The sequence below is a fragment of the Rhodococcus koreensis genome, assembly GCF_017068375.1.
Lineage (GTDB): Bacteria > Actinomycetota > Actinomycetes > Mycobacteriales > Mycobacteriaceae > Rhodococcus_F > Rhodococcus_F koreensis.
Map to the genome: position 1 here is coordinate 3470684 of NZ_CP070609.1, position 22726 is coordinate 3493409.

The following is a 22726-nucleotide window of genomic DNA, read 5'->3' on the forward strand; positions in this document are numbered from 1 at the left end:
AATGTCATGAATGCTGATGTGCCGAGCTTTCGGTGGCGATCCAACTGGACAGCAGGCGGAGAGCCTCCTCGGAGGAGGAACCCGGCGCCGCGGTGAATCCGTACAGGGTGAGGCCGGCCGCGCTGGCCACCTCAAGCGCCTCGAAACGCAGCGTCAGGTCGCCGACGACCGGATGATGGAACCGCTTCGTTCCGCGCCGGTGCGCCTTGATGTCGTGAACCGCCCAGCGAGTGCGGAACTCGTCGCTACGGGTGGCGAGCTCGCCGACGAGACCGGTGACCGCCGCCGAATACGGCGACCGCGCCGCCTCCACCCGCAGCATCGCGACGGCGTCGTCGGCCGCGTTGTTCCAGTCGGGGAACGTTTCGTCGGCGCGGCGGTCGAGGAAGATGAACCGGGCCAGATTGGGCGCGCCGTCCACGCGGTCGTACACGTCGGCGTACAGCGCGCGACCGAGCGCATTGGCGCCGACGATATCGAGGTGACCGTTCTGCACGACGGCGGGGGCGGTGATCATCGCATCGACGAGCGCCTGGACCGGCTCCGGCATCTCGACGCGCGCGCGGGCGGGCTTACGCTTGCGGGGCTTCGTGGCCGCGGCGCGGGCGAGGGTGAACAGGTGCTTCGTCTCCTCGTCGTCGAGTCGCAGCGCGGTCGCGATGGCGTCCAGCACCTCGTCGGACACGCCCGACACGCCGCCGCGTTCGATCTGTACGTAGTATTCCGCGCTCACTCCGGCGAGCAGTGCGACCTCTTCGCGACGTAGCCCGGCGACCCGACGCCGGCCACCGGCGGGCAGGCCCACCTGGTCGGGCGTGATGCGTGCGCGACGGGTCGTCAGGAAGTCCTTGATCTCCTTGGCGATCTCCATACCTGCAGCCTAGGGACCTCCGACGGCCCGTGGGAGAGGCTGCCGGTACCCCCGATAACCGGCCTCTGGTACGGCCCCGCGGATCGCAGCAGAGTGGTGATTGCGGGTCGAGGAAATCGTCCATGACGCAGTGACATTCAGGATGCAGTGAGATTCAGACCGTCGGGCTCCGGCGGACGACGAAGGGAAATCAGTTCATGACCACGGAGAGGATCGAGACCGTCAGCGTCACGACCCCGTACTGGGACATCGCGGCGGACATCTACTTCCCGCCAGGATTCGACAACACGAACAAATACCCGGCCATCATCAGCGCACACCCCATCGGCAGCTGCAAGGAGCAGACGTCCGGCAACGTGTACGGCACCGCCCTCGCCGACGCCGGCTACGTCGTCATCGCATTCGACGCCAGCTACCAGGGCGCCAGCGGCGGCGAACCCCGATTCATCGAAGACCCGGCGCAACGAGTCGAGGACTTCGGCTACGTCGTCGACCACCTCGTCACCCTCCCCTACGTCGACGCCGACCGCATCGGCGTACTCGGCATCTGCGGCGGCGGCGGATACTCCGTCAGCGCCGCGAAGACCGACCGCCGCATCAAGGTCGTCGGCAGCGTCGTCGGCGTCAACTTCGGCCACCTGCTGCACGAGGCCTTCAGTGCCTACGACCCGATCGCCACATTGGACGCGATCGCCGCGCAGCGCACCGCCGAGGCCCGCGGCGCCGAACCGAACGTCGAGAACCTGCTGCCGCCCACCGTGGACGCGGCGGCCGGGATGGGCCTCGACGTCGTCGAGGCCACCGAGTACTACAAGACGTCCCGCGGGGAGAAGCCGAACGGCGCCACCCGCAGCCTGATCTCGCGTCGGGCAGCGGGATACGGATGGGACGCCTTCACCCACGCGGAAGTGCTTCTCACCCAACCGCTGTGCGTCGTCGTCGGCGACAAGCCCGGCGCCTTCGGCTCCTACCGCCACGGCCTCGAGATCTACCGCCGCGCCCGCTCCGAGAAGAAGCAACTCGTCGTGGCCGAAGGCTTCTCGCACTACGACCTGTACGACCAGCCCGAGCCCGTCAAGATCGCCCTCGACGCCCTGATCCCGTTCTACGACACCAACCTCTGACCACGCGCGACAACACCCCATCCAGAAGGAGACACAGCAATGGACAGCATCACTTTCCCCAACGGCCCGATCGCCATGGCAGGCAACCTGTTTCTGCCCGACAACTTCGATCCGCAGAGCAGCTACGCGGCGGTCGTCACCGTGCACCCAGGTGGCGGTGTGAAGGAGCAGACCGCGGGTCTGTACGCCGCGAAGCTCGCCGAAGAAGGCTTCGTGGCACTCGCCTACGACGCCTCGTTCCAGGGTGAGAGCGGCGGCGAACCTCACCACCTCGAGGACCCGGCAGCGCGAGTGGAGGACGTGCGCGCGGCCGTCGACTTCCTGCAGAGCCTGGACTACGTGGACGCCGAGCAGATCGGTGTTCTCGGTGTCTGCGCCGGCGGTGGATACGCCGTGAACGCGGCCCTGACCGACTACCGGATCAAGGCCGTCACCACCGTCAGCGCCGTGAACATCGGCACCTCGTTCCGGCGCGGATGGTACGGAACCGACTCCGACGCGGCCGCGGTGCCGACACTGCAGGCAGTCGCGCAGCAGCGGACCGCCGAGGCCCAGGGCGCCGACCCGGCGTACATCCCGTACGTTCCGGAACAGCCGGACGAGAGCACTCCGCGCGACCTGGTCGAGGCGCACGACTACTATCTCACCCCGCGTGCGCAGCACCCGAACGCGAAGAACAAGCAGCTGTTCACCAAGAGCATCTCGCGGATCTTCACGTTCGACGCGTTCCACCTGGTCGAGGACCTGTTCACGGCACCGCTGCTGATCGTCGCCGGCAGTGAAACCGGTTCGCTGTGGATGTCCACCGAACTGCACAGCCGGGTCCGCAGCCCCAAGAAGCTGGTGGTCGTCGACGGCGGCGCCCACATGGACTTCTACGACGTGCCGAAGTACGTCGACCGGGCCGTGGCCGAGGCGACCCCGTTCTTCCGGGAGAACCTCGCAGCACGCCCAGTCGAGAACTGACACCACGACGAAAGCCCCGCATCCTGCCGGATGCGGGGCTCTTCGGTCGATCCGCTCAGGCGTGGGCCATGACGGCTTCGGCCTGCGCGATGATGCCCTCGGCGGTCTTCACGTGGGCGATGTCGATGTGCTGGCCCTCGAAGTCGACGGCCGCGCTACCGGCGGCCTCGGCGACCTTGAACGCCTCGATCATGCGGCGGTAGAAGTCGACCTGCTCGGGGGACGGCGTGAACACGTCGTTGGCGATGGCGATGTGCGACGGGTGGATGCACACCATGCCGCGGTAGCCGAGCTGCTTGTTGTCCAGGCAGAATTGGCGGGCACCGTCGAGGTCCTTGATGTCCTGCCACACGCCGGCGACGGGATGGTGCAGGCCCGCTGCGCGGGCGGCGAGGACGAGTCGACTCCGCAGGTACAGCGTTTCCAGGCCGGCCGGGGTGAATTCGAAGCCTAGTTCGCGGCCGACGTCCGCGCTCGGGCCGGTGGCGCCCAGCAGGCTGGAGATGCGCGGGGTGGCGGTGGCGATCTCTTCGCAATGCGCCATCGAGACCGCGGTCTCGTAGCTCACGATGAGTCCCACGCTGCCCGCCTCGAGCCCCTGCCGGGCCTCGATGTGCGACACCACGGCGTCGATCCGCACGAGTTCCTCGGCGTCGAAGACCTTGGGCAGGAACAGACCGGTCAGCCCCGGCCGGATCACCGCCTCGAGGTCACTGCCCTGGATCCCGGTCACGAACGCATTGGGCCGCACCCACACGTCGGCGCGAACACCCTCGGCGTCCAAACGGTCGATGGTGGCGGCGGTGACGCCACGCGCCTCGTCCTTGTCCGCGACGGGAACCGAGTCCTCCAGGTCGAGGATCAGGGCGTCGGCGCCGGAGGCCAGCCCCTTGTCGGCCCAGGAAGGCTTGTGACCGGGCACGAACAGCATGGAACGGTACGGATTCATGAACTCTCCTCAGTAGTGAGTACGGGAAGTAGCGGGTATGGGAAGTAGCGGGTCAGGACTCGTCGGCGTAGAGGACGCCGGACGCGAGCAGCTCGTCGATCTTCTCGGCGGGGAGCACCTCGCCCGCGACGGAACGGGTGTCGGCGCCGACCTTGGGAGCACGGTCACCGCGGTCCGGGCGCTCGCCGTCGAACGTCCACGGCGGCCGGATCAGGGCCAGGCCGTCGGGTTGCCACTCGACGAGGTCCAGGTGCTCGACCTGCTCGTGCTCGAGGTAACCGGTCATCGACAGGACCGGGGCGAACGGCACGTCGGCCTCGGTGAGGACCTTCTCCCAGTGGTCCTTCGACTTCGTGGCGAACTCCGCCTCGACGATCGGCACCAGCTCGAAGTAGTTCGACTCCCGCGGGCGGTATTCGGCGAACCGGGGGTCCTCGGCCAGGTCCATGCGGTCCATCGCGCGGCACAGCGACTGCCAGAACTTCTGCGAGGACGACAGGTGGACGGCCAGGTACTCGCCGGTCGACGTCGGGACGCAGAAGTTCTGCGCCTGCGGGTGGCGGCTCGTGCGGGCCGGGTTTTTGCCGAGTTCGAAGGACTGCGTGATGCCGTCGATGGTCAGTGCGCTGACGGCCTCCATGATCGACGTCTCCATCCGCTGCGGCTGACCCGTCTTCAGCCGCCCGACGAGGGCCGCGAGGACGCCGGTTGCGGTGCTCAGACCGGTGACGAGGTCCGCGCTCAGGCCACCGGCCAGCTGCGGGTGGTCGCCGTCGCTGAACAGCGAGTACAGACCGCCGAAGGCGTGGCCGATCGTGTCGTAGGCGGGACGGTTGGCCAGCGGACCACCGGCGCCGAATCCGGTGACGGACCCGTACACGATGTCGGGACGCAGGGCGCGGCAGTCGTCGGGGCCGAGCCCCATGGCGGCCACCTTGCCCGGGCGCAGGTTCTCGAGCACCACGTCGAAGTGCGGCACCAGCGCCTTGACCAGCGCGACGCCCTCCTCCGACTTCAGGTCGACCGACAGACTGCGCTTGCCGGTGTTGTACTGCCGGAAGTAGGGGCTGGCGTCGTTCTGATGGCGCCGGAAATCTTCTCCGACCACAGGGCGCTCGACTTTGACCACTTCGGCGCCGAGGGCGCACAGCATCGACGTCCCGAACGGGAGCGCGATGTATCCCCCGATCTCGAGGATCCGGATACCGTCGAGCGGCTTGTGCTGCATGTTGCCTCGCCTTCGTCTCAGCAAAATATTATATATCGTTTACAGTGGGGTCAAGCCCCGCCGGATCGGGGTACCCCACCGAGGCGACTCCCAGTCGGCTGGATCACGGCAAGGCACTTCCATGGAGCTATGCAACATTATATACTTTGCATGGTGCAGCTCACATATCGAGCAGAAGGCTCCGCCCACCAGGCCGGACACCTCGGTCCCGCCTGCGATCCGGACCACTTCCACCCCTTATCGACCAGCGAAGGAGCGGCACCATGAGTGTGCAGACAGAAATTTGGCAGGGGCAGTACGACAAGCTGTTCATCGGCGGACAGTGGGTACTGCCGGCCTCCGAGCGCACCTTCGACGTGATCTCGCCGGCCACCGAAGAGCTCGTCGCGCGCGTCCCGGAAGGCGTCGAGGAAGACATCGACGCGGCAGTGAACGCGGCACGCGAGGCGTTCGACAAGGGGCCCTGGCCCAGGATGGCACTCGACGAGCGGATCGCGGTCCTCCGGAAGCTCAGCGCGGAACTCGCCGCGCGCGAGGCCGACGCCGCCAGACTCGTCAGCGCCGAGATGGGTTGCCCGATCACCCTGTCCACGAAGATGCAGTCCATCGGACCGCGCCTGCTCCTGGACTCCTTCCTGGACCTCGCCCCCGCCTACCCATGGGCCGACACGCGGTCGTCCGCAACCGGCAGCGCGCTGGTGACCCGCGAACCGGTCGGGGTCGTCGCAGGCATCGTGCCGTGGAACGCCCCGCTGCTCATCACCATGATCAAGCTCGCGCCGGCGCTGCTGGCGGGCTGCACCATGGTCATCAAGCCCTCCCCCGAGACCCCGCTCGACGCCTACCTGCTCGCCGACATCCTCGACGAGATCGGTCTCCCCGCCGGCGTCGTGAACATCGTCCCCGCACGGCGCGAGGCCAGCGAATACCTCGTGCGCCACCGCGGCATCGACAAGGTCTCCTTCACCGGATCGACGGCCGCGGGCCGTCGGATCGCCTCACTCTGCGGCCAGGACCTGCGCCGCGTGACCCTCGAACTCGGCGGCAAGTCCGCCGCCGTCCTGCTCGACGACTCCGACCTCGACACCGCAGTCGCCGCCATCCGCGCGGTCTCGCTGCGCAACAGCGGCCAGGTCTGCAGCAACAAGACCCGGATCGTGGTGGCGCGCTCGCGCCGCGACGAACTCCACGACCGGCTGGTGGACCTGATCAAGTCGATGCCCGTCGGCGACCCGTTCGACCCCGCCACCGAAATCGGCCCGATGGTCAGCGCCAATCAGCGGTCCCGAGTCGAGGGCTACATCGACGACGCGAAGGGATCCGGCGCCTCCCTGCTGGTGGGCGGCGGACGTCCCGACGGTCTCGACCGCGGCTGGTACGTCGAGCCCACGATCTTCACCGACGTCGACCCTGCCGCGAAGATCGCGCAGGAGGAGATCTTCGGCCCGGTTCTCACGGTGCACACGTTCGACACCGAGGCCGAGGCGATCGACATCGCCAACAATTCGGAATACGGCCTCAACGGATCGGTGTTCGCCGCCGACCCCGAACATGCGCTGGCTGTGGCACGCCACATCCGCACCGGCACAATCGAAGTCAACGGGAACCCGGCGGGCTTCAGCGCCCCGATGGGCGGTTTCAAGAACAGCGGCATCGGCCGCGAGGCGGGCCTCGAGGGCTTCGACGCCTACGTCGAGCTCAAGTCCTACGGAATCCCGGGCGGCCTGCTCGGTTCGCTCTCCTGACCCAGATCTACCGAAAGGCAACACACATGGGCAACATTCCCCCCGTCGAAGAAGCTGCCGCCCGGCTCGTCACGGATCTGACCTTCGACTCCATCCCCGCCGACGCGCTCGCCGGTGCGCGCCGCCTGATGCAGGACCAGCTCGCCCTTCAGGTCGGCAGTGCCTCGCTGCCGTGGAGCAAGGCACTGCTCGAGCTGACGCGCGCGGCGCACGTTCCGGGCAAGTCACACGTCGCCGCGACAGGCGACGAGATGAGCGCCGCGGACGCGGCATTCGTCAACGCCTCCTTCGGCCACGGCTTCGAATACGACGACGCCCACCGGGCCAGCTCGTCGCACCCGGGCAGCACCGTCGTGTCCGCCGCACTCGCGGTCGGCGAGGAACTCGGCGCGACGATGCGCGAGGTGATCACCGGCATCGTCGCCGGCTACGAGGTGTACACCCGCATCGGCAACCTGGCCGCACCCGAACTACTCGAGCGCGGCTTCCACCCGCACGGGTTGCTGTCGAACTTCGGTGCGGCCGCCGTCGTCGCAAAGATGCGCGGCTTCGACATCGAGACGACCGTGCACGCCCTCGCCATCGCCCTCAGTCACGCGTCGGGCACCACCGAGTACACGTCGTCCGGTGGCTCCATCAAACGCATCCACTCCGGCATCGGCACCCGCAACGGGATCCGCGCCGCCGAGATGGCGGCCGCGGGCATCACCGGTCCGACGACGTTCCTCACCGGCGGTAAGGGCTTCTACCGCACATTCGTCGGACGCCCGGTCGCCGACGACGCCGCGGCCACGTTCGGCCTCGACAAGACGTTCGAGATCACGCGCGTGTGGATCAAGCCGTACTGCTGCTGCGGCATCAACCACGCCTACATCGACGGCGCCCGCCAACTCTCGGCCCGGGCCGCGGACGTCGACTCGGTGCTGCTGGGCATTCAAACCGGCGGCGACGTGGTGATCGGCAACAAGAACGCCAACGCGTACGCACCGAAGATCATCGAGCACCTGCAGTACAGCCTGCCGTTCCAGTTCTCGCTGTCGTTGCTCGGCAAGGGCAACGGATTCTCGACCCACAACGCTTACATGGCCGGACGGCTCGACCTCGGCGCCGGCAGCGACGTCGCCGCCCTCGCCCAGAAGGTGAAGATCGAGGTGAAGCCCCAACTGGACACCGCCTACCCCGGCCGCTGGGTCGGCGACATCACCGTCACCTACACCGACGGCACCAGCGAGAGCCTGTTCGTCGACAACCCCACCGGCACCGCCGAGAACCCGATGTCGCAGGAGGACCTCGATGCGAAATTCCGCGACGTGACCTCGGCATCGCTGGGCCCCGAGCGCGGCGAGACCCTGCTGCAGGCCATCAAGGGCGGCGACCTCGACCAGCCCGCCTCCGACTTCGCAGCCCTGCTGAAGGTCTGATTCCCTCCGACCGCCGGCCCCAACCGGGCCGGCGGCCGATGACGAGAAAGAGAGCTGATGGACGCCCAGACCACAGCCCGGCCGATCCCCGTCGAGTTCACAGGATCCGGTGGGGTCCGTCTTGCCGGTGATCGGTGGGAGACCGACGATCGGTTGACCGATTCGACCGAGGGAACCGTTCTCCTCCGCCACGGCGGCGGCCAGACCAGGCACTCGTGGGATCGCACGGCGGCACGATTGGCCGAGAACAGATAGCGCGCAGTCACTTTCGACGCGCGCGGGCACGGCGACAGCGGATGGGCACCCGAGTACTCGGCCGAACTTTTCGCGGCCGACCTCGAAGCGGTACTCGCCGAACTCGGCGGCCGTGTCGTCGTCGTAGGAGCGTCGCTGGGCGGCCGGACGGGCATCGTCGTCGCGGGCGGACGCCCCCGTTCCGTCGCCGGGTTGGTGCGGGTCGACATCACGCATCGAACCGACCACACCGGCCAGCGGAGGGTCCGCGACTTCCTGGGCGCGGCGCCCGACGGGTTCGCCTCGCTCGACGACGCGTCCGCGGCCATCGACGCCTTCCGCGGCACGCCACCCCGTCGTCGCCGCAGCGACGGGTTACGAAAGAACCTGCGTCTCAAGGGCAACGGCCGCTGGTACTGGCACTGGGATCCAGCCTTCGTCGGCTACGCGGACAACCGCGGCAATTCCGACGAGCGGCGGCTCGCCGACCTGACCGCCCGGATCACGGTTCCCACCTTGATAGTTCACGGATCGAGGTCGGAGATCGTCTCGCGGGAGGCGGTCGACGAGATACTCGCCCTGGTGCCGAACTCCGAGGCCGTCGAGGTGGACGCGGGGCACATGATCGCCGGCGACGACAACGAGGCATTCGCCCTGCACCTCGAGGGCTTCCTCGATCGGGCTCTCCCGTCACGCTGAGCGGAGTCAGCCCGTCGTGCCGGCGACCATCACGGCGACCATTGTCACGGGCTTGTCCGTGCGGTTGCTCCACGCGTGCTTGATGCCCCGGTTGATCACCGTGTCACCCGGCCTGAGCAGGGTCTCACCCGTCTCGTAGATCGCATAGATCTCACCGTCGATGATCGTCGCGATATCGACGGTCTCGGTGGCGTGCAAACCGACGATCTCCTCGCTGTCCGCCTTGGCATCCTCGCCGTGCAGGTTTCCGATCGATGCCGCATAGACAGCCGGATCAATTTCGCTGTCGGGTGGAAATGTCGCCAGGCGGACGACGAGCCCACTGGCCGGCGGCGCGAGTTCCACCTCGGATTCGAGGGTGTCATCGTCGGTGAAGACGGCGGGGAGTGCATCGACCCTCCACACGTCGTTCACGGAGAAGGCAGGCAGTGCGACCCGAGTGCCGGTTGTCTCGTCCACGACGATCGTCGACTTGCCGTCGGCATCGACTCCGGCGATCACGCGCCGTGCGGTCTTCTTCAGGTGCTCACCACTCATCACTGTCCCTTTCCGCTCGAATGCGCCGCCCACGACATGACGGACGTCTCAGTTCGTACAGTATCATATATAATGTTGGCAATGTATGGACCGGCGCGCGTGCAGCGGAGTGTCCAGATAATTGGACACCTTCACCCCGGCTTCCCGGCCTACGTTCAGCGTGGCGAACCCGCCGAATCGAGGAACCACGGAGGTTGCATTGACGACTCGGAATCCATCGGCCGCCGAAAGAAAGTGGTCGACCTGGAAGATGCTGCGAGCGCGAATACCTACGACCGTCATGGCGATCGGCGTTGCCGCAGGCGTGTCCGTCGGTACGGTCATCTCTCCCTCGGCAGGCGCAGCCCTGGCTGATGATGCGGCGGGACCGAGTTACCTTCTGGTCGGTGGCACAGGTTCGTCGAACATCGGGGTGTTGCGCGAATCCGGCGGTCGGCTGACTCCCGTCGGGCAGCCCGTGCCCACCGATACCGGCACGCTGTCGATCGCGGTCACGCCGAATGGCCGATTCGCGTATGTCGCACATACTGTCTCGGGAACACTCCAGGGATTCCGCGTCGGCGACGACGGTGCACTCGAGCGCCTCGAGGACGCCCGCCTCGCCCCCGGCCGACCGATCGTGGGTGCAGTCGTGAGCCCGGACGGGAAGTGGCTCTTCGCCACCGTCGGCTCGATGACCAACGACGTGCAGACGTATGCCATCGCGCCGTCCGGCGCTCTGACACTCGTCGATTCGGTGACTATTCCCGGCGCGACGAGCGGCCTGTCCATTCCGGTGGTGTCTCCGGACGGTCGATTCCTGTTCGCCCCGAGCTTCATCGGGGCGACTATGGATTCCTTCGCGATCGGATCCGACGGCAGGTTGACACCGACCGGCTCGCAGGTGCCGACCGGTGATCGTCCGGCGTTGCCGTCGGTGACGCCCAACGGCAAGTTCCTGTTCATCACCAACGAGGGGACCAACGACGTCTCCGGCTACCGCATCGCGCCCGACGGTGCACTGACCCCGATCGGGCGCTTCCCGACGAAGGCGATTCCGCACGGTATGGCCATCACACCGGACGGCAGGTATCTCTACCTTCCCCAGACCGGCGGTCAGAGTGTGAACGGATTCGAGATCCGAGACGACGGCGCCCTGGTTCCCGTGCCCGGCGCGGATGCGCCCAGCGCACCGGGACACTTCCCCGGCCGTGTCGTGCTGAGCCCGGATGCCCAGCGGCTCTATGTCATCGACACGCTGACCACGACCGGCATCGAGAAGGTGTTCACCTACCGGGTGAAGCCGGACGGGGCACTCGAGGCCACGGGAGAACCGCCGGTCGATACGGGTGTGACGTTCTCCGACGGCGCCACCGGAGTGTTCGCATCCGTCGGACCTGCGTGAACTACCCACCCACCCCGCACTACCGAATGAAATGTGGAAAGGACATCGACAATGGGACTACTGGACGGCAAGGTCGTCTTCATCACCGGCGCCGCACGAGGGCAGGGTCGAGCACATGCGGTGACCGCTGCGAAGGAGGGAGCCGATGTCATCATCACCGACATCTGCTCACCCGTCGACGGGATTCGATACGCGCTGGCGAGCAAGGAAGATCTCGACAAGACACAGGCTCTCGTCGAGAAGGAAGGCCGACGGGCGGTCAGTGCAGTCGCCGACGTCCGTGATCAGGCCGCGCTCGACGCGGCAGTCTCTCTCGGGCTCGACGCATTCGGCCGGCTCGACGCGGTCATCGCCAACGCCGGACTGTGGGATCTCGGGCCCAAGTCCTGGGAAATCACCGAGCAGATGTGGACGACGGTCACCGATGTGGTGCTCGGCGGTACCTTCCGGACGATCAAGGCCACCGCGCCGCATCTCGTCGAGCAGCGTGGCGGTGCGATCGTATGTATTGCGTCGGTAGGCGGGCTGGAGGCAACGGCCGGATACACCCACTACATCACGGCCAAGCACGGCGTCCTCGGCCTGATGAAGAACACCGCTCTGGAGATCGCGGAGTACAACGTGCGGTGCAACGCGGTCTGCCCCGGCGCGGTGGACGCGAAGATCTGGGACAACCCGATGGGCCACCAACTGTTCGTCGCCCCCGGCGAGACAGCGAACCGCGATGTGGCGATAGCCGCCACGTACGGCTATGCGCCGCTGGCCGGCAGGCCCGCGCTTCCGCCGAACGCCACCAGTAATGCCGCATGCTGGCTGCTGTCCGACTACGCCGAGCACATCACCGGTGTCGCCCTGCCGGTCGACGCCGGCCACCTCCTGCTCCCCGGCGTGAATTTCGCGCCGCAAACCGAGGGACCGGAAGCCGATCGTTACCGCTCACCTGCCCAGTCGCCCGACGATCTGTGACAGCCTGACGACACCGGCCCCGACCGCTGCACGCGGCCGGGGCCGGTGTCTGAGCGTCCCCCTCGGCCGACCCTTGTTCGAAGCGCGCATATATTATATTGTGTTCTCGCTCACATGTGATGCGAGTCCGTTCTCATCGCGCCTGGCCGGAAGGTGGTGTCGGAGTGCTCAGTAGCTCAGCGCATTCCACGGTCGACGCTCGGCCGGAAATCGCGTCGTCGTGGATGCGTTCGCAATTGTCGGGTCTCGACTCCGATACGACGCCGAGGCTGGACAGGATCGACGTCTCCTCGGACGGGTGTCTCCGACGGGCCGCGGCGCCCGTTCTGGATCACATCTGCCGCGAGTTCGACGGTGCGCCACTGGTGTTCGTTCTCGCCGACCACGACGCCCGGATCCTGGATATCCGACACGCCAGTCCTGCCGTCCGCGACGCGGTCGCCTGGATGGGAATCGAGCCCGGAATCCGGCTGGCCGAGGATGAAGTGGGAACCAACGCGGTGGGCACTGTCCTGGAGGCCCGGCAACCGCTGCTCGTCCACGGCCCCGAACACTTCATGTCCGCCTTTCACGAGTTCAGCTGCTTCGGCCAGCCGATCATTCATCCAATAACGCGACGACTCGAAGGCGTTCTCGACGTCGGAGGCGGCGCAGGCGAGGATCACCGGTACTTCGCGCCGATCGCCCAGCGGTTGGTCGGGGAGATCGAGGACCGGCTGGCGCTGAGCACACCTGTCGCGCAACGAAATCTGCTGGCGGCCTTCCATTCTGCGGCACGGCGGAAGGAACGGCCGGTGATGGTGCTCGGCGAGGGGATGGTGCTCGCGACCCCGGCGGCCCTCGACCTCCTCGATCCCGCCGACCATGCGGCCGTCCGAGCCGGCGCCGACACCGCTCACACAACGGCCGTCACCAATCGCTTGACGCTCGAATCCGGTCGCGAAGTGGAGTTCACCTGCACTCCGGTCGATGGCGGGAACGGCGTCCTGGTGGATTTCGCTATGGCGAGAACGAGCCCGAAGCCGCAACCACGACCATCGGTCGAGGAGTGGCCGCTCCTCGTCGTCGGAGAAACCGGCACCGGCCGGACAACCGAGGCGGTGCGTGCGGCCGGACCGGGCGGGGCGATCGTCGACGCCGCGGACGTCGTGCACACGGGTGAGCAGGCCTGGGCGGTCGGACTCGGCCGGCAGCTCGAGCAGGATGGTGCCGTCGTGATCATCGAGAACGTCCACTTCCTCACCGATTCGATGGCCACACTGGTTGCCCGCCTCATCCGGGGCACGCGGCGACACGTCGTTCTGACCTCGACGAGTGCGAACGACGACGCGGGGATCCACCCCTCCCTGGTGGGGCTCTGCGCCGCGCGACGTGAACTCGCTCCGCTCCGTCGGCGCCGCCACGAGATTCCGGGGCTGGCCCGTCGGATGCTGGCGGAGGAGGCCGTGACGTCCGACCTGCGCCTCACCCCGGCGACACTGCAGGTCCTGGCGGCACATCCGTGGCCGGGCAACCTCGCCGAAATCCGGCGGGTGATCCACGCGCTGGCCCGGACCCGCTCGGCCGGAGACATCATTCCGACCGACCTTCCCGCACCGTACCGGGAAGTCGGCACACCCCTGTCGCCCATTCGACATGCCGAACGGGAAGTGATCGTCGCGGCGATCGAAGCTGCCGGCGGGAACAAACTCAAGGCCGCGCAGTCACTCGGGGTGAGCCGGTCGACTCTCTACAACCGGCTCCGGGTTCTCAAGATCGCCTGACCTCTCCGGTTCACATCCGGCCCAGCCGTGCCAGTCGCTCCTGGGTCGGCGAACCGTCCTCGGCGGAGTTCAGCACCAATTGCTGCTCGGGCGCGCCGGAGTAGCGGAAGATCTCCCAGTCGAGGGTCAGCTCACCGACGACCGGATGATTGAGCACCTTGACGCCGAAGTCCTGGCGCGCCACGTTTCGCGCCGCCCACCATTGTCCGAACTGACGATCGGCGATCGTGAGTTCGCCGACGAGCGCGGACAGGGCCGGATCGGCCGGGTTGATGGCCGCCTCGCGGCGCAGGATCGCCACACAGGACCGCGCGACCGCCGTCCAGTCGTCGAACAGCTCCCGCATCCGAGGGTCGGTGAAGATGAGCCGCACATAGTTCAGCTCGTGCGGAGCCATCGCATCGAAATCGGCATATACCTTGGTGGCCAAGGGATTCCACGCCAAGATATCGGTCCGAGGACCCAGCACGATGGCCGGGGTGTCGGTGAGCTGGTCCAATAGCCGTCGCACCTGCGGGCGTACCCTGCTGCCACCGGTGCGTGACTGCGCCGCCGGACGGGGCGTGGACCGGTGGGTGGCGTGATCGGCCAGACTGTCGAGGTACTCGGATTGATCCGAGTCGAGTTGCAGCGCTCGCACCAGCGCGGCGAGCACCTGCTCGGACGGGACGAGCCGGCCCTGCTCGATCCGGGTGTAGTAGTCGGTGCTGATCGCGGCGAGCTGCGCCACCTCCTCGCGCCGCAGCCCGCTCACCCGGCGGCGCTGGTCGAGGTCGGGTAGGCCGACGTCGGACGGTGACAGCTCGCTGCGGCGGGTTTTGAGGAACGCGCCGAGCTCACGTAGGTGTGGTGCCTGGTGTATCGGACTGGGCATACAGCCAGGGTAGGTCGGGGGCGCCAGATTATCCTGGGAAGGATTGTTCCCAGGATAAATGTCGCCCTTCCCCGGTTTCCCCGGAGCTCCGAGACTAGGTATCGAGCGATTCGGAATGCGGATCGGAATTCTCGAAACACCACGGAGGCACCATGACCACCAAGACCGATGTTCGGTTCAACAGCAGCGGCTTTCAGCTCGCCGGCCACCTCTACACCCCGGCCGAGGCCGCCGGGCGGCTGCCCGCGATCGTCGTCGGGCATCCCATGACCGGTGTCAAGGAGCAGACTGCGGCACTGTACGCGCAGCGCCTCGCCGATCAGGGTTTCATCACCCTGGCGTTCGATGCCGCGTACCAGGGTGAGAGCGAGGGCGAACCGCGCGGACTGGAGGATCCGTTCCAGCGCGCGGAGGACTTCCGGAACGCGGTGACCTACGTGAGCACCCGCGACGACGTGGACCCGGAGCGGATCGGTGTCCTCGGCATCTGCGCCTCGGGCGGCTACGTGCCGTTCGCCGCACAGACCGACCACCGGATGAAGGCCGTCGCCACCGTCAGCGGCGCGGACGCCACCTGCTTCTTCCGGGTGCCGGACCCCGAGGCCTTCGCGAAGCTGGTGGATCAGGCGGGCGCCGCGCGGACCGCGGAGGCGAAGGGCGAGGACATCCCCATGGTTCCGGTGCTGCCGGACTCGGTGGACGCGTCGACGCCGAAGGCCGTCGCGGAATTCTTCGACTACTACAAGACTCCGCGCGCACAGCACCCGCGATCGATCGGGAAGTTCGCGCTGCGCAGCGTCGACCATCTCGACCAGTTCGACGCCTACGCCGGTGTCGCGAAGATCGCGCCCAGGCCGCTGCTGATGATCGCGGGAACCGAGGCCGAGACCAAGGGCTTCAGTGAGGGCGCGGTGGCGGCCGGCGGCGAGACCGCCGAGCTGTTCGAGATCGACGGCGCCACCCACGTCGACCTGTACGACGTCGACCAGTACGTCTCGCAGGCAGCGGACAAGCTCACCGAGTTCTTCACGAAGAACCTGGCCGGATAGCCGGATCGGCTGCCGGTCGGTGTGACCGTGCCCCGGCCCCCGACCGGGGCACGGTCACGTCAATAGTCCTTTGGTCGTATCGGAATACGACCGGTGACGGATTCCCAGACGCCGCGTCGGCAGCCACACTGAACGCAAAGTATGGCCACCGTCACATTTATCCGACCGCGTGATCCGCAAGCGGATCCTGCCGATCCAGAAGGCCGCAGATGACACTCATCAGGGAACGCACCTCCGTCTCACCGGTGGTGCGCGCATGAAGACGCGAGGGGCAGTCCTGCTCGAGGTCCCGGGACGATACGAGATCGTCGAACTGGACCTCGACGAACTGCGCCAGAACGAGATTCGCGTCCGGATGGTCGCCGCCGGCCTCTGCCATTCGGACGACCACTTCGCCACCGGCGACCAGACGCCCGGGATCCTTCCCATCGCCGGCGGTCACGAAGGTGCAGGCATCGTCGAGGCCGTCGGCCCCCACACGCCCGGCTACGAGGTCGGCGACCACGTCGTCTTCTCCTTCCTGCCGATATGCGGCCGATGCAAGTGGTGCGCCCGGGGGCTGCAGAATCTCTGCGATCTGGGTGCTCTTCTGACCACGGGCTGCCGTTTCGACGATCCCGGTTCGTACCGGCTCTCTCGGGGCGGCAGGCCGGTGGGTCAGCTCGCCGGACTCGGCACGTTCTGCGAACGCATCATCGTCTCGACCGCATCGGCGGTGAAGATCGACAAGGCAGTCCCCCTCGAGGTTGCGTGCCTCACCGGGTGCGGCGTCGGAACGGGCTGGGGCGCCGCGGTCAACTCGGCCGATGTGCGCGTCGGCGACGTCGTCATCGTGGTCGGGGTCGGCGGCATCGGAATCAACGCCGTCCAGGGTGCGGCCCACGCCGGTGCCAGTGCCGTCATCGCGGTCGATCCCGTTGCGTTCAAACGAGACACCGCACTGAAGTTCGGTGCCACGCACGCGGTCGCGACGATCGAGGAAGCGAACGCGATCACAGCCCCGCTGACCAACGGCCAGGGCGCCGACTCGGCGATCGTCACCGTGGGAGTGATCACCGGGAAGATTGTCGGCGAGGCACTCGCTGCGGTCCGCAAGGGCGGCACGTGTGTTCCGGTCGGAATCGGCGACACCTTCACCAAGGACGGGGACATCAATCTGCACGACCTCACGCTGAGCCAGAAACGGCTGCAGGGTTCGCTCTTCGGTGCGAGTCGGCCGACGTCCGACATTCCCGCGCAACTCGAGCTCTACCGGCAGGGGAATCTGCTGCTCGACGAACTCGTGACGAACCGGTACACCCTCGACGAGATCAATCAGGGATACGAGGACATGAAGGCGGGAAGGAACATCCGGGGGATCGTCGTCTTCGATCACGAATGACCGCCTCACGACACTCGACAGCACGCCGATTCCAGGAGTCCTCATGACATGCGACCACGACCACCATTTCATCAACGGACGCCGGGAGCGCACCCACTCGGCGGACCGCATCTCGGTGATCAATCCGGCCACCGAGGAGCAGTTCGCGTCCATCGCCGACGGCGACGCGTCCGACGTCGACGCCGCGGTGACCGCGGCTGCGGAGGCCGGCGAGAAGTGGGCAGCGCGCACACCGGCCGAGCGTGCCGGTTACCTGCGCGGTCTGGCCGATGCCTTCGAAGCGCGCAGCGACGAGATGTCGGCGCTGGTCACGCGTCAGAACGGAACACCGATCAGCATCTCCCGCGCCATGCAGAGCCAGGTTCCGGTCGCCTACCGGTACTTCGCGTCGTTGGCCGACGATCTCGAGACCGAGAAGCTGGTCGAGACCGCGAGTGGTGACGCGGTGCTGCGCCGTGAGCCCGTCGGCGTGGTGGGCGCCATCACGCCGTGGAACGGACCGCAACCGTTGATCGCCTGGAAGCTGGGGCCGGCGTTGGCCGCCGGCTGTACCGCCGTGATCAAGCCCGCACCGGAGACCTCTCTGGATGCGCTCGTCTTCGCCGAGATCCTCGATGCCGCAGGAATTCCGGATGGCGTGGTCAACATCGTCACCGGCGGCCGGGAAACCGGTGCTGCCCTCGTCTCACACCCGGGCGTGCACAAGGTCGCATTCACCGGCTCGACGGTCGCGGGCAAGGCGATCGCGGCCGAATGCGGCAGGCAACTCAAGCACGTCACGCTCGAGCTCGGCGGCAAGTCGGCGGGAATTCTGCTCGACGACGTCGACCTGGACGCGTTCACACCCCTGGTGATGTCCGCGTGCGCGCCGAACACCGGCCAGACGTGCCGAGCGTTGACCAGAGTGCTGGCGCCCTCGTCGCGGTACGACGAGATCGTCGAGATGCTCGGCGCGACACTGAGCGCCATACCGCAGGGTGATCCGACCGACCCGGCCAACTTCTTCGGACCGCTCGTGAACGCGACGCAACGCGACCGAGTCGAGTCGTACATCGAACTCGGCCGCACCGAAGGCGCCGAGGTCGTCATCGGCGGCGGGCGCCCCGAGAAGCTCGATCGCGGTTACTACGTGGAGCCGACGATCTTCCGTAATGTCACAAACGACATGCGCATTGCTCGCGAGGAGATCTTCGGGCCGGTGCTCGTCGTGATGCCGTACGACACGATCGACGAGGCGATCGCCATCGCAAACGACTCCGACTACGGATTGGGCGGCGGAGTGTTCTCACCCGATCGCGATCGGGCAACCGAGGTTGCCCGCCGCATCGTGACCGGCAGCGTCGGGGTGAACACGTCGACCCTCCCGATCGAGACGCCGTTCGGAGGTCTGAAGAACAGCGGTATCGGACGCGAACTGGGCCCCCAGAGCCTGGATGCCTATCTGGAATACAAGACCATCTTCCGCGGCAGGTGACGCCGAGGCGGTGATCGAACGTCATCGCCTCAGCCAATAGGCCACGGCTTCAGCACGATTCGATGCATCGAGCTTACGCAGGATGTGGGTGATATGGGTCTTGACGGTCCCCTCGGAGATCGACAGTTTTCGTGCAATCGATCGATTGGCGTCGCCTGCCGCCATGAGCTCGATGACATCCACCTCGCGGGTCGACAGCACGGGATGGCGTAGATCGCTCATCGTGATCTGCGGTGGGGCAGCGATCTTCACGTCACTCACCAACCGGGCCATCCCTTCGCTGAGCGAGGTCAGTCCCTCCAGAACCGAGACTCGCGCCAACGTGTGACTCAACCCCTCGGCATAAAGGTTGAGCACCGCGCGGTCGGTGGTATCGACGTCGCGAGCCGGATAGTGGCTGTCGGCGTGGACGAGCCCGATGACCTTGCCGTGCGAACGCAACGGAGCCACGATGTACGACGTGCATCCGGACATCGAGACCAGTTGCCGATTCACCCGCGGATTGTTCTGAACGTCGAACACCAACCCGGAGCGAGCTCGATCGACCACGTCCGACTCGATGATGGAGCCGTCGAGCTTCGGTGGATCCTGGCGGCCGGCCGCAACCATGTCCCGGGCAAGTCGGGGGTCCCGCTCGATGAACATCGAATGCAGGTTCCATGTCGCATCACCGATGGTGGAGACGAGCGCGCGATCGAACCCGATGGTGCACGCCTCGGCCGCGGCCTGTGACAGAAGCTCGTTCGCGGTCGTCGCGACCTGCAAGCGGCCGAGTGCCCGGCGAATCCGCCGCATGGTCTCGACACCCTCGGCGACGCGGGCGTCCTCGACCCGCGACTCCAGGTCGCGGACACGGCCGAGGAGGCCGGTCAGCTCGGCGAGACGAGGCGGCGTGGGGCCCGCCGCGGGCTGGTTCATCTCAGCTATCACGCAGTCCCACACATGCGCCAGGAGCCGCTTCGCTGACGACACGCGCGAGCACTCGGCGACGGAGATGCTGCAGTCCAGGACGTCGCCGGCAGCGATACCCAGCTCGCGAATCTGCGCGGTGACGTCTGCGTCGAGCTCCACATCACTGCGTCGTGTATCTGGGGAAGTCATACTCATGGCACCACTCCAAGACGGGGTGTCTACATCATATACAAATATGATGCGTGACACACGTCCTCAGGACGGCCGAATGCCGGGCGCGCAGTCCACGCCCCCGGCAGACGGTCGCCGATCAGGCGACTGTCCGTCGGGGTACTGCGATTTCAGGGCTGGATACCCATCTCCGGGCCGATGTACTCCCGGACTCGAACAGCCTTACCGTCACGCGCCTCGACGATCTGCACGAGGTGCAACTTGACCTCCTGGCCGCCCATCTCCAGTTCGACGGACGCCTCGTTGAAAAAGCCGTTTTCGGTGAACGTGATGCCCTCGGGGCGGAAGTCCGGCACGGGCCCGCCCCCGGCGCGTTCGTACACGGCGGCGACGGCCTCGGACACCGAGACCCACTTGTCGTCGGCGCTGTGCCACACGGGGCAGTCCTCGACGCAGATCTCGAGGAACAGGTCGATGTTCGCCAACGCTTTGACCCAGTTCTCCGAAAGTTCGATGGTTGCCTGGTCTGGGGTGCTGCTCATCTGTGGTCGGACCTTCCTGTCGGATTTACTGCAGGTGATCTGCGTCACCCATGCTGCCCGCGCGTGAACCGATCGAGTGTCCAGATATCTGGACACTGCTCGAAAGATGGGGATCGTCCATAAGTCGTAGTGAGAATCCGACCGCAGGCAGATGCACGCGCACTATGCCATTCGCCACACTGGCTCGACGCATATGACGCAGATCACCAACTCGATATGTCCACCTCCGCCTCGTTGCGGTCGACACCCATATCCGAACCGACACAGGAGTCCCATGACTACGGCAACAGTGGCGGCCGAGCCGAGCCGAGTAACGCTCCGCGGCCGCCTGGGCGGCTTCGACCAGGCGTACCTGGTCCTCGGCATCACCGTGCTAATGGCACTGGTCGGCGGCGCGACGACGACGAACTTCCTCACCACCGGAAACCTCACCAGCATCCTCAGTCTGTCCGCAGCGTTCGGCATCCTCGCCGTCGGCGAGGCGATCGTGATCCTGGGCAAGGGTCTGGACCTGTCCGTTGCGGGAATCGGCCTCGGCTGCGCGCAGGCCACGTTGGCACTGATGAGCACGGGTATGCCCGAGTGGCAGGCAATCGGCCTGATGGTCGCCCTGGCCGTCGTCGTCGGCCTCGCCAACGGAGTGATCATCGCCTTCCTCAACGTGCCCGCACTGTTCGTGACGCTCGCGACCGGCATGCTGGTGATCGGTGGCATCGACATCCTCGTCCTCACCCAGAACGTCTACAGCGTTCCCGGTTCGTCGCTACTCGCAGCGATCGCCAACGGTTCCGTGCTCGGGGTCCCGCGTCCCGTGATCATCGCGGGGTCAGTCTTCCTCATTGCCTGGCTGTTCATTTCGTACACGTCCCCGGGACGCCTGATCCGCGCGATGGGAGACAACTTCGACACCGCGCGAGCGTCGGGCGCCCCGGTCCGGCCGCTGCAGATCCTCACCTACGCGATCTCGGCACTGCTCGCCGCCGTGGCCGGCTACGTCGCGGTGTCCATCCAGGGAAGCGTGCAGACGACCATCACGTCATTCGACCCGATCCTGTTCACCGCCCTCACGGTGGTGGTGATCGGCGGTGTGTCGCTGTCCGGCGGCCGGGGAACCATCCTCGGTGTCCTCGCCGGTGCGATATTCGTCGGAATCCTCAACAACCTGTTGGTACTTCACGGGCTGAGCACCGCCGTCCAGGACCTCATCCGGGGAGCGGTACTCATCTCGGCGATCGCGTTCGACGCATGGCTGCACCCGCGGAACGAGGAGACCGAGAAATCCGGCGAACTGTGACACCCGATCGGAAATACATCACTCACACAGGCTCTTCCGGCCAGCAGAAGGAATCGAGAACCATGAAGACGATGAAGAAGATCGCCGCGTGCATCATGGCGGTGGCGGCCACAGTCGCCGTCGCGGGGTGCACGGTCAACAGCGGTACTGCCGCGACCCGATCCGAGGGAGGCGAAAAGGCGTTCGGTACCAACGTCGAACTGCTCCCGGCGCGACAGACGGCACTCGACGCGATGCAGGGCAAGAAGATCGCATTCGTGCCGATCCTCTACAAGGGCTACCAGTTGACCGAGAACTGGGGCACGACGATGCAGCGAACGTTCGACAACCTGGGAGCGGACTTCACGGTCTACGACTCGAACTTCAGTAGCGACCGAATGCTCAGCACCATCAACGATCTGATCGCGCGCAAGGCGGCCGACGTGCTGATCCTCCAGAACCAGGATCAGGGCCTACTCGACAGCGTCATCGACCAGGCGGCGAAGGCCGGCATCTACACGGTGGTGCTCAACATGATGTCCAACCGGCTCGGAGACGCCTTCGTCGGAGTCGACGTCTACGGTGCCGCGCAGTCGATCGCGGGCCGTGCCGTCGAAGACTGCGACAAGCGCAACGCCCCCAAAACCATCTCGATCATCGACGGTCCCGGCAACGACCCGGCGTCGATCCTCTGGAATCAGGGCATCAAGGACGCGGTGGAGCCGCTGGGCTACAAGGTTCTCGTCAACCACTCGCAGTTCCAGAATGCGCAGGCTCAAGCGGCCGCCGAGTCGGTGATCCAACAGCAGCAGGGTGAGCTGTGCGGCTTCATGGTGACGTTCGACCTCAATTCGATCACCGTCGGGCAGACGGTCAAGGCCGCGGAGTCACGGGGACAGGTGCAGCCCGGATCGATCGGCGTCTACACCCTCGACGCGGACAGCAACTGGTGCGATGCGCTGAGGCAGGGACTGGTGACCGCGTCGGCGGCCTACGACGTCCAGGGCATCGGCGCCGCCGGCGCCGCGGCGGCCCAGAACTTGATCTTCGACGGCGCACAGCCCGGTGCCGGCAACTCGGTCGCCTACGTCTCGAGCACAGTGGTCGACAGAAGCAACGTCGACCAGACCACGATCGCCTGCTACACGAGCCGGTAGGGACCG

19 protein-coding genes and 1 pseudogene are annotated in these 22726 nt (G+C 66.6%); 13 read left to right on the forward strand and 7 right to left on the reverse strand.

The window, feature by feature from the left end; genetic code table 11:
* Positions 1–4 precede the first annotated feature (4 nt).
* Entirely contained in the window at positions 5–871 is an 867-nt protein-coding gene (locus JWS14_RS16055) for a helix-turn-helix domain-containing protein (protein WP_072944533.1), read from the reverse strand.
* Between the two features lie 197 nt (positions 872–1068).
* On the opposite strand from JWS14_RS16055, the gene JWS14_RS16060 reads away from it, so the two are divergent.
* Both JWS14_RS16060 and JWS14_RS16065 read left to right on the forward strand, forming a co-directional pair.
* On the forward strand, positions 1069–1995 hold the full coding sequence (locus JWS14_RS16060; protein ID WP_143051442.1) for an alpha/beta hydrolase: 927 nt from the start codon (positions 1069–1071) through the stop codon (positions 1993–1995).
* 39 nt (positions 1996–2034) lie between these two features.
* Positions 2035–2961, forward strand: a complete 927-nt coding sequence (locus tag JWS14_RS16065; protein WP_206013770.1) for an alpha/beta hydrolase — start codon at positions 2035–2037, stop codon at positions 2959–2961.
* 55 nt (positions 2962–3016) lie between these two features.
* On the opposite strand, the gene JWS14_RS16070 is transcribed toward JWS14_RS16065, so the two are convergent.
* A complete protein-coding gene (locus JWS14_RS16070; RefSeq protein WP_206013771.1) occupies positions 3017–3910 on the reverse strand; it encodes an HpcH/HpaI aldolase/citrate lyase family protein in 894 nt (297 codons plus the stop codon).
* A gap of 52 nt (positions 3911–3962) precedes the next feature.
* A complete protein-coding gene (locus JWS14_RS16075) occupies positions 3963–5138 on the reverse strand; it encodes a CaiB/BaiF CoA transferase family protein (RefSeq protein ID WP_072944527.1) in 1176 nt (391 codons plus the stop codon).
* A gap of 263 nt (positions 5139–5401) precedes the next feature.
* On the opposite strand from JWS14_RS16075, the gene JWS14_RS16080 reads away from it, so the two are divergent.
* The 3 genes and pseudogenes from JWS14_RS16080 to JWS14_RS16090 form a co-directional block, all read left to right on the forward strand.
* On the forward strand, positions 5402–6883 hold the full coding sequence (locus JWS14_RS16080) for an aldehyde dehydrogenase (RefSeq protein ID WP_206013772.1): 1482 nt from the start codon (positions 5402–5404) through the stop codon (positions 6881–6883).
* Between the two features lie 26 nt (positions 6884–6909).
* On the forward strand, positions 6910–8304 hold the full coding sequence (locus JWS14_RS16085; RefSeq protein ID WP_206013773.1) for an MmgE/PrpD family protein: 1395 nt from the start codon (positions 6910–6912) through the stop codon (positions 8302–8304).
* A 270-nt stretch (positions 8305–8574) separates the two neighbouring features.
* Positions 8575–9237: pseudogene (locus JWS14_RS16090) on the forward strand (alpha/beta fold hydrolase); the annotation flags it as partial.
* A gap of 6 nt (positions 9238–9243) precedes the next feature.
* Here the strand turns inward: JWS14_RS16090 and JWS14_RS16095 are convergent.
* Positions 9244–9774 carry a cupin domain-containing protein gene (locus JWS14_RS16095; RefSeq protein WP_072944522.1) on the reverse strand — a complete coding sequence of 177 codons (531 nt, stop codon included), beginning with the start codon at positions 9772–9774 and terminating at the stop codon, positions 9244–9246.
* Between the two features lie 280 nt (positions 9775–10054).
* On the opposite strand from JWS14_RS16095, the gene JWS14_RS16100 reads away from it, so the two are divergent.
* The 3 genes from JWS14_RS16100 (at position 10055) to JWS14_RS16110 (ending at position 13887) form a co-directional block, all read left to right on the forward strand.
* Complete coding sequence (locus tag JWS14_RS16100) at positions 10055–11158, forward strand: lactonase family protein (protein ID WP_206013774.1); 1104 nt, start codon at positions 10055–10057, stop codon at positions 11156–11158.
* 51 nt (positions 11159–11209) lie between these two features.
* Entirely contained in the window at positions 11210–12124 is a 915-nt protein-coding gene (locus tag JWS14_RS16105) for a mycofactocin-coupled SDR family oxidoreductase (protein WP_206013775.1), read from the forward strand.
* A 164-nt stretch (positions 12125–12288) separates the two neighbouring features.
* Positions 12289–13887: a sigma-54-dependent Fis family transcriptional regulator gene (locus tag JWS14_RS16110; RefSeq protein ID WP_206013776.1), complete on the forward strand. Its 1599-nt coding sequence runs from the start codon at positions 12289–12291 to the stop codon at positions 13885–13887.
* Positions 13888–13897: 10 nt separating this feature from the next.
* On the opposite strand, the gene JWS14_RS16115 is transcribed toward JWS14_RS16110, so the two are convergent.
* Positions 13898–14761 (reverse strand): helix-turn-helix domain-containing protein, encoded by an 864-nt coding sequence (locus JWS14_RS16115; protein WP_072944515.1) that lies wholly within the window; start codon positions 14759–14761, stop codon positions 13898–13900.
* A 152-nt stretch (positions 14762–14913) separates the two neighbouring features.
* Here JWS14_RS16115 and JWS14_RS16120 point away from each other — a divergent pair, with 152 nt between their 5' ends.
* The 3 genes from JWS14_RS16120 to JWS14_RS16130 all read left to right on the forward strand — a co-directional run bounded on the left by JWS14_RS16120 (position 14914) and on the right by JWS14_RS16130 (position 18665).
* Positions 14914–15810, forward strand: coding sequence for an alpha/beta hydrolase (locus JWS14_RS16120; protein ID WP_072944513.1), 897 nt, complete (start codon positions 14914–14916; stop codon positions 15808–15810).
* 256 nt (positions 15811–16066) lie between these two features.
* Positions 16067–17191 (forward strand): NDMA-dependent alcohol dehydrogenase, encoded by a 1125-nt coding sequence (locus tag JWS14_RS16125; RefSeq protein WP_206013777.1) that lies wholly within the window; start codon positions 16067–16069, stop codon positions 17189–17191.
* A 43-nt stretch (positions 17192–17234) separates the two neighbouring features.
* Positions 17235–18665 (forward strand): aldehyde dehydrogenase, encoded by a 1431-nt coding sequence (locus JWS14_RS16130; RefSeq protein WP_072944511.1) that lies wholly within the window; start codon positions 17235–17237, stop codon positions 18663–18665.
* A 21-nt stretch (positions 18666–18686) separates the two neighbouring features.
* On the opposite strand, the gene JWS14_RS16135 is transcribed toward JWS14_RS16130, so the two are convergent.
* Entirely contained in the window at positions 18687–19766 is a 1080-nt protein-coding gene (locus tag JWS14_RS16135; RefSeq protein WP_072944509.1) for a LuxR C-terminal-related transcriptional regulator, read from the reverse strand.
* 152 nt (positions 19767–19918) lie between these two features.
* Positions 19919–20290 (reverse strand): nuclear transport factor 2 family protein, encoded by a 372-nt coding sequence (locus tag JWS14_RS16140; protein ID WP_241031364.1) that lies wholly within the window; start codon positions 20288–20290, stop codon positions 19919–19921.
* 274 nt (positions 20291–20564) lie between these two features.
* On the opposite strand from JWS14_RS16140, the gene JWS14_RS16145 reads away from it, so the two are divergent.
* A complete protein-coding gene (locus tag JWS14_RS16145; RefSeq protein ID WP_206013778.1) occupies positions 20565–21584 on the forward strand; it encodes an ABC transporter permease in 1020 nt (339 codons plus the stop codon).
* Between the two features lie 62 nt (positions 21585–21646).
* Positions 21647–22720 (forward strand): sugar ABC transporter substrate-binding protein, encoded by a 1074-nt coding sequence (locus JWS14_RS16150; protein ID WP_206013779.1) that lies wholly within the window; start codon positions 21647–21649, stop codon positions 22718–22720.
* Positions 22721–22726 lie beyond the last annotated feature (6 nt).

Bases quoted from the DNA above. Each gene is read 5' to 3' on its own strand.
- JWS14_RS16055 (WP_072944533.1), bottom strand. From the start codon at position 871: ATGGAGATCGCCAAGGAGATCAAGGACTTCCTGACGACCCGTCGCGCA.
- JWS14_RS16060 (WP_143051442.1), top strand. From the start codon at position 1,069: ATGACCACGGAGAGGATCGAGACCGTCAGCGTCACGACCCCGTACTGG.
- JWS14_RS16065 (WP_206013770.1), top strand. From the start codon at position 2,035: ATGGACAGCATCACTTTCCCCAACGGCCCGATCGCCATGGCAGGCAAC.
- JWS14_RS16070 (WP_206013771.1), bottom strand. From the start codon at position 3,910: ATGAATCCGTACCGTTCCATGCTGTTCGTGCCCGGTCACAAGCCTTCC.
- JWS14_RS16075 (WP_072944527.1), bottom strand. From the start codon at position 5,138: ATGCAGCACAAGCCGCTCGACGGTATCCGGATCCTCGAGATCGGGGGA.
- JWS14_RS16080 (WP_206013772.1), top strand. From the start codon at position 5,402: ATGAGTGTGCAGACAGAAATTTGGCAGGGGCAGTACGACAAGCTGTTC.
- JWS14_RS16085 (WP_206013773.1), top strand. From the start codon at position 6,910: ATGGGCAACATTCCCCCCGTCGAAGAAGCTGCCGCCCGGCTCGTCACG.
- JWS14_RS16095 (WP_072944522.1), bottom strand. From the start codon at position 9,774: ATGAGTGGTGAGCACCTGAAGAAGACCGCACGGCGCGTGATCGCCGGA.
- JWS14_RS16100 (WP_206013774.1), top strand. From the start codon at position 10,055: ATGGCGATCGGCGTTGCCGCAGGCGTGTCCGTCGGTACGGTCATCTCT.
- JWS14_RS16105 (WP_206013775.1), top strand. From the start codon at position 11,210: ATGGGACTACTGGACGGCAAGGTCGTCTTCATCACCGGCGCCGCACGA.
- JWS14_RS16115 (WP_072944515.1), bottom strand. From the start codon at position 14,761: ATGCCCAGTCCGATACACCAGGCACCACACCTACGTGAGCTCGGCGCG.
- JWS14_RS16120 (WP_072944513.1), top strand. From the start codon at position 14,914: ATGACCACCAAGACCGATGTTCGGTTCAACAGCAGCGGCTTTCAGCTC.
- JWS14_RS16125 (WP_206013777.1), top strand. From the start codon at position 16,067: ATGAAGACGCGAGGGGCAGTCCTGCTCGAGGTCCCGGGACGATACGAG.
- JWS14_RS16130 (WP_072944511.1), top strand. From the start codon at position 17,235: ATGACATGCGACCACGACCACCATTTCATCAACGGACGCCGGGAGCGC.
- JWS14_RS16135 (WP_072944509.1), bottom strand. From the start codon at position 19,766: ATGACTTCCCCAGATACACGACGCAGTGATGTGGAGCTCGACGCAGAC.
- JWS14_RS16140 (WP_241031364.1), bottom strand. From the start codon at position 20,290: ATGAGCAGCACCCCAGACCAGGCAACCATCGAACTTTCGGAGAACTGG.
- JWS14_RS16145 (WP_206013778.1), top strand. From the start codon at position 20,565: ATGACTACGGCAACAGTGGCGGCCGAGCCGAGCCGAGTAACGCTCCGC.
- JWS14_RS16150 (WP_206013779.1), top strand. From the start codon at position 21,647: ATGAAGACGATGAAGAAGATCGCCGCGTGCATCATGGCGGTGGCGGCC.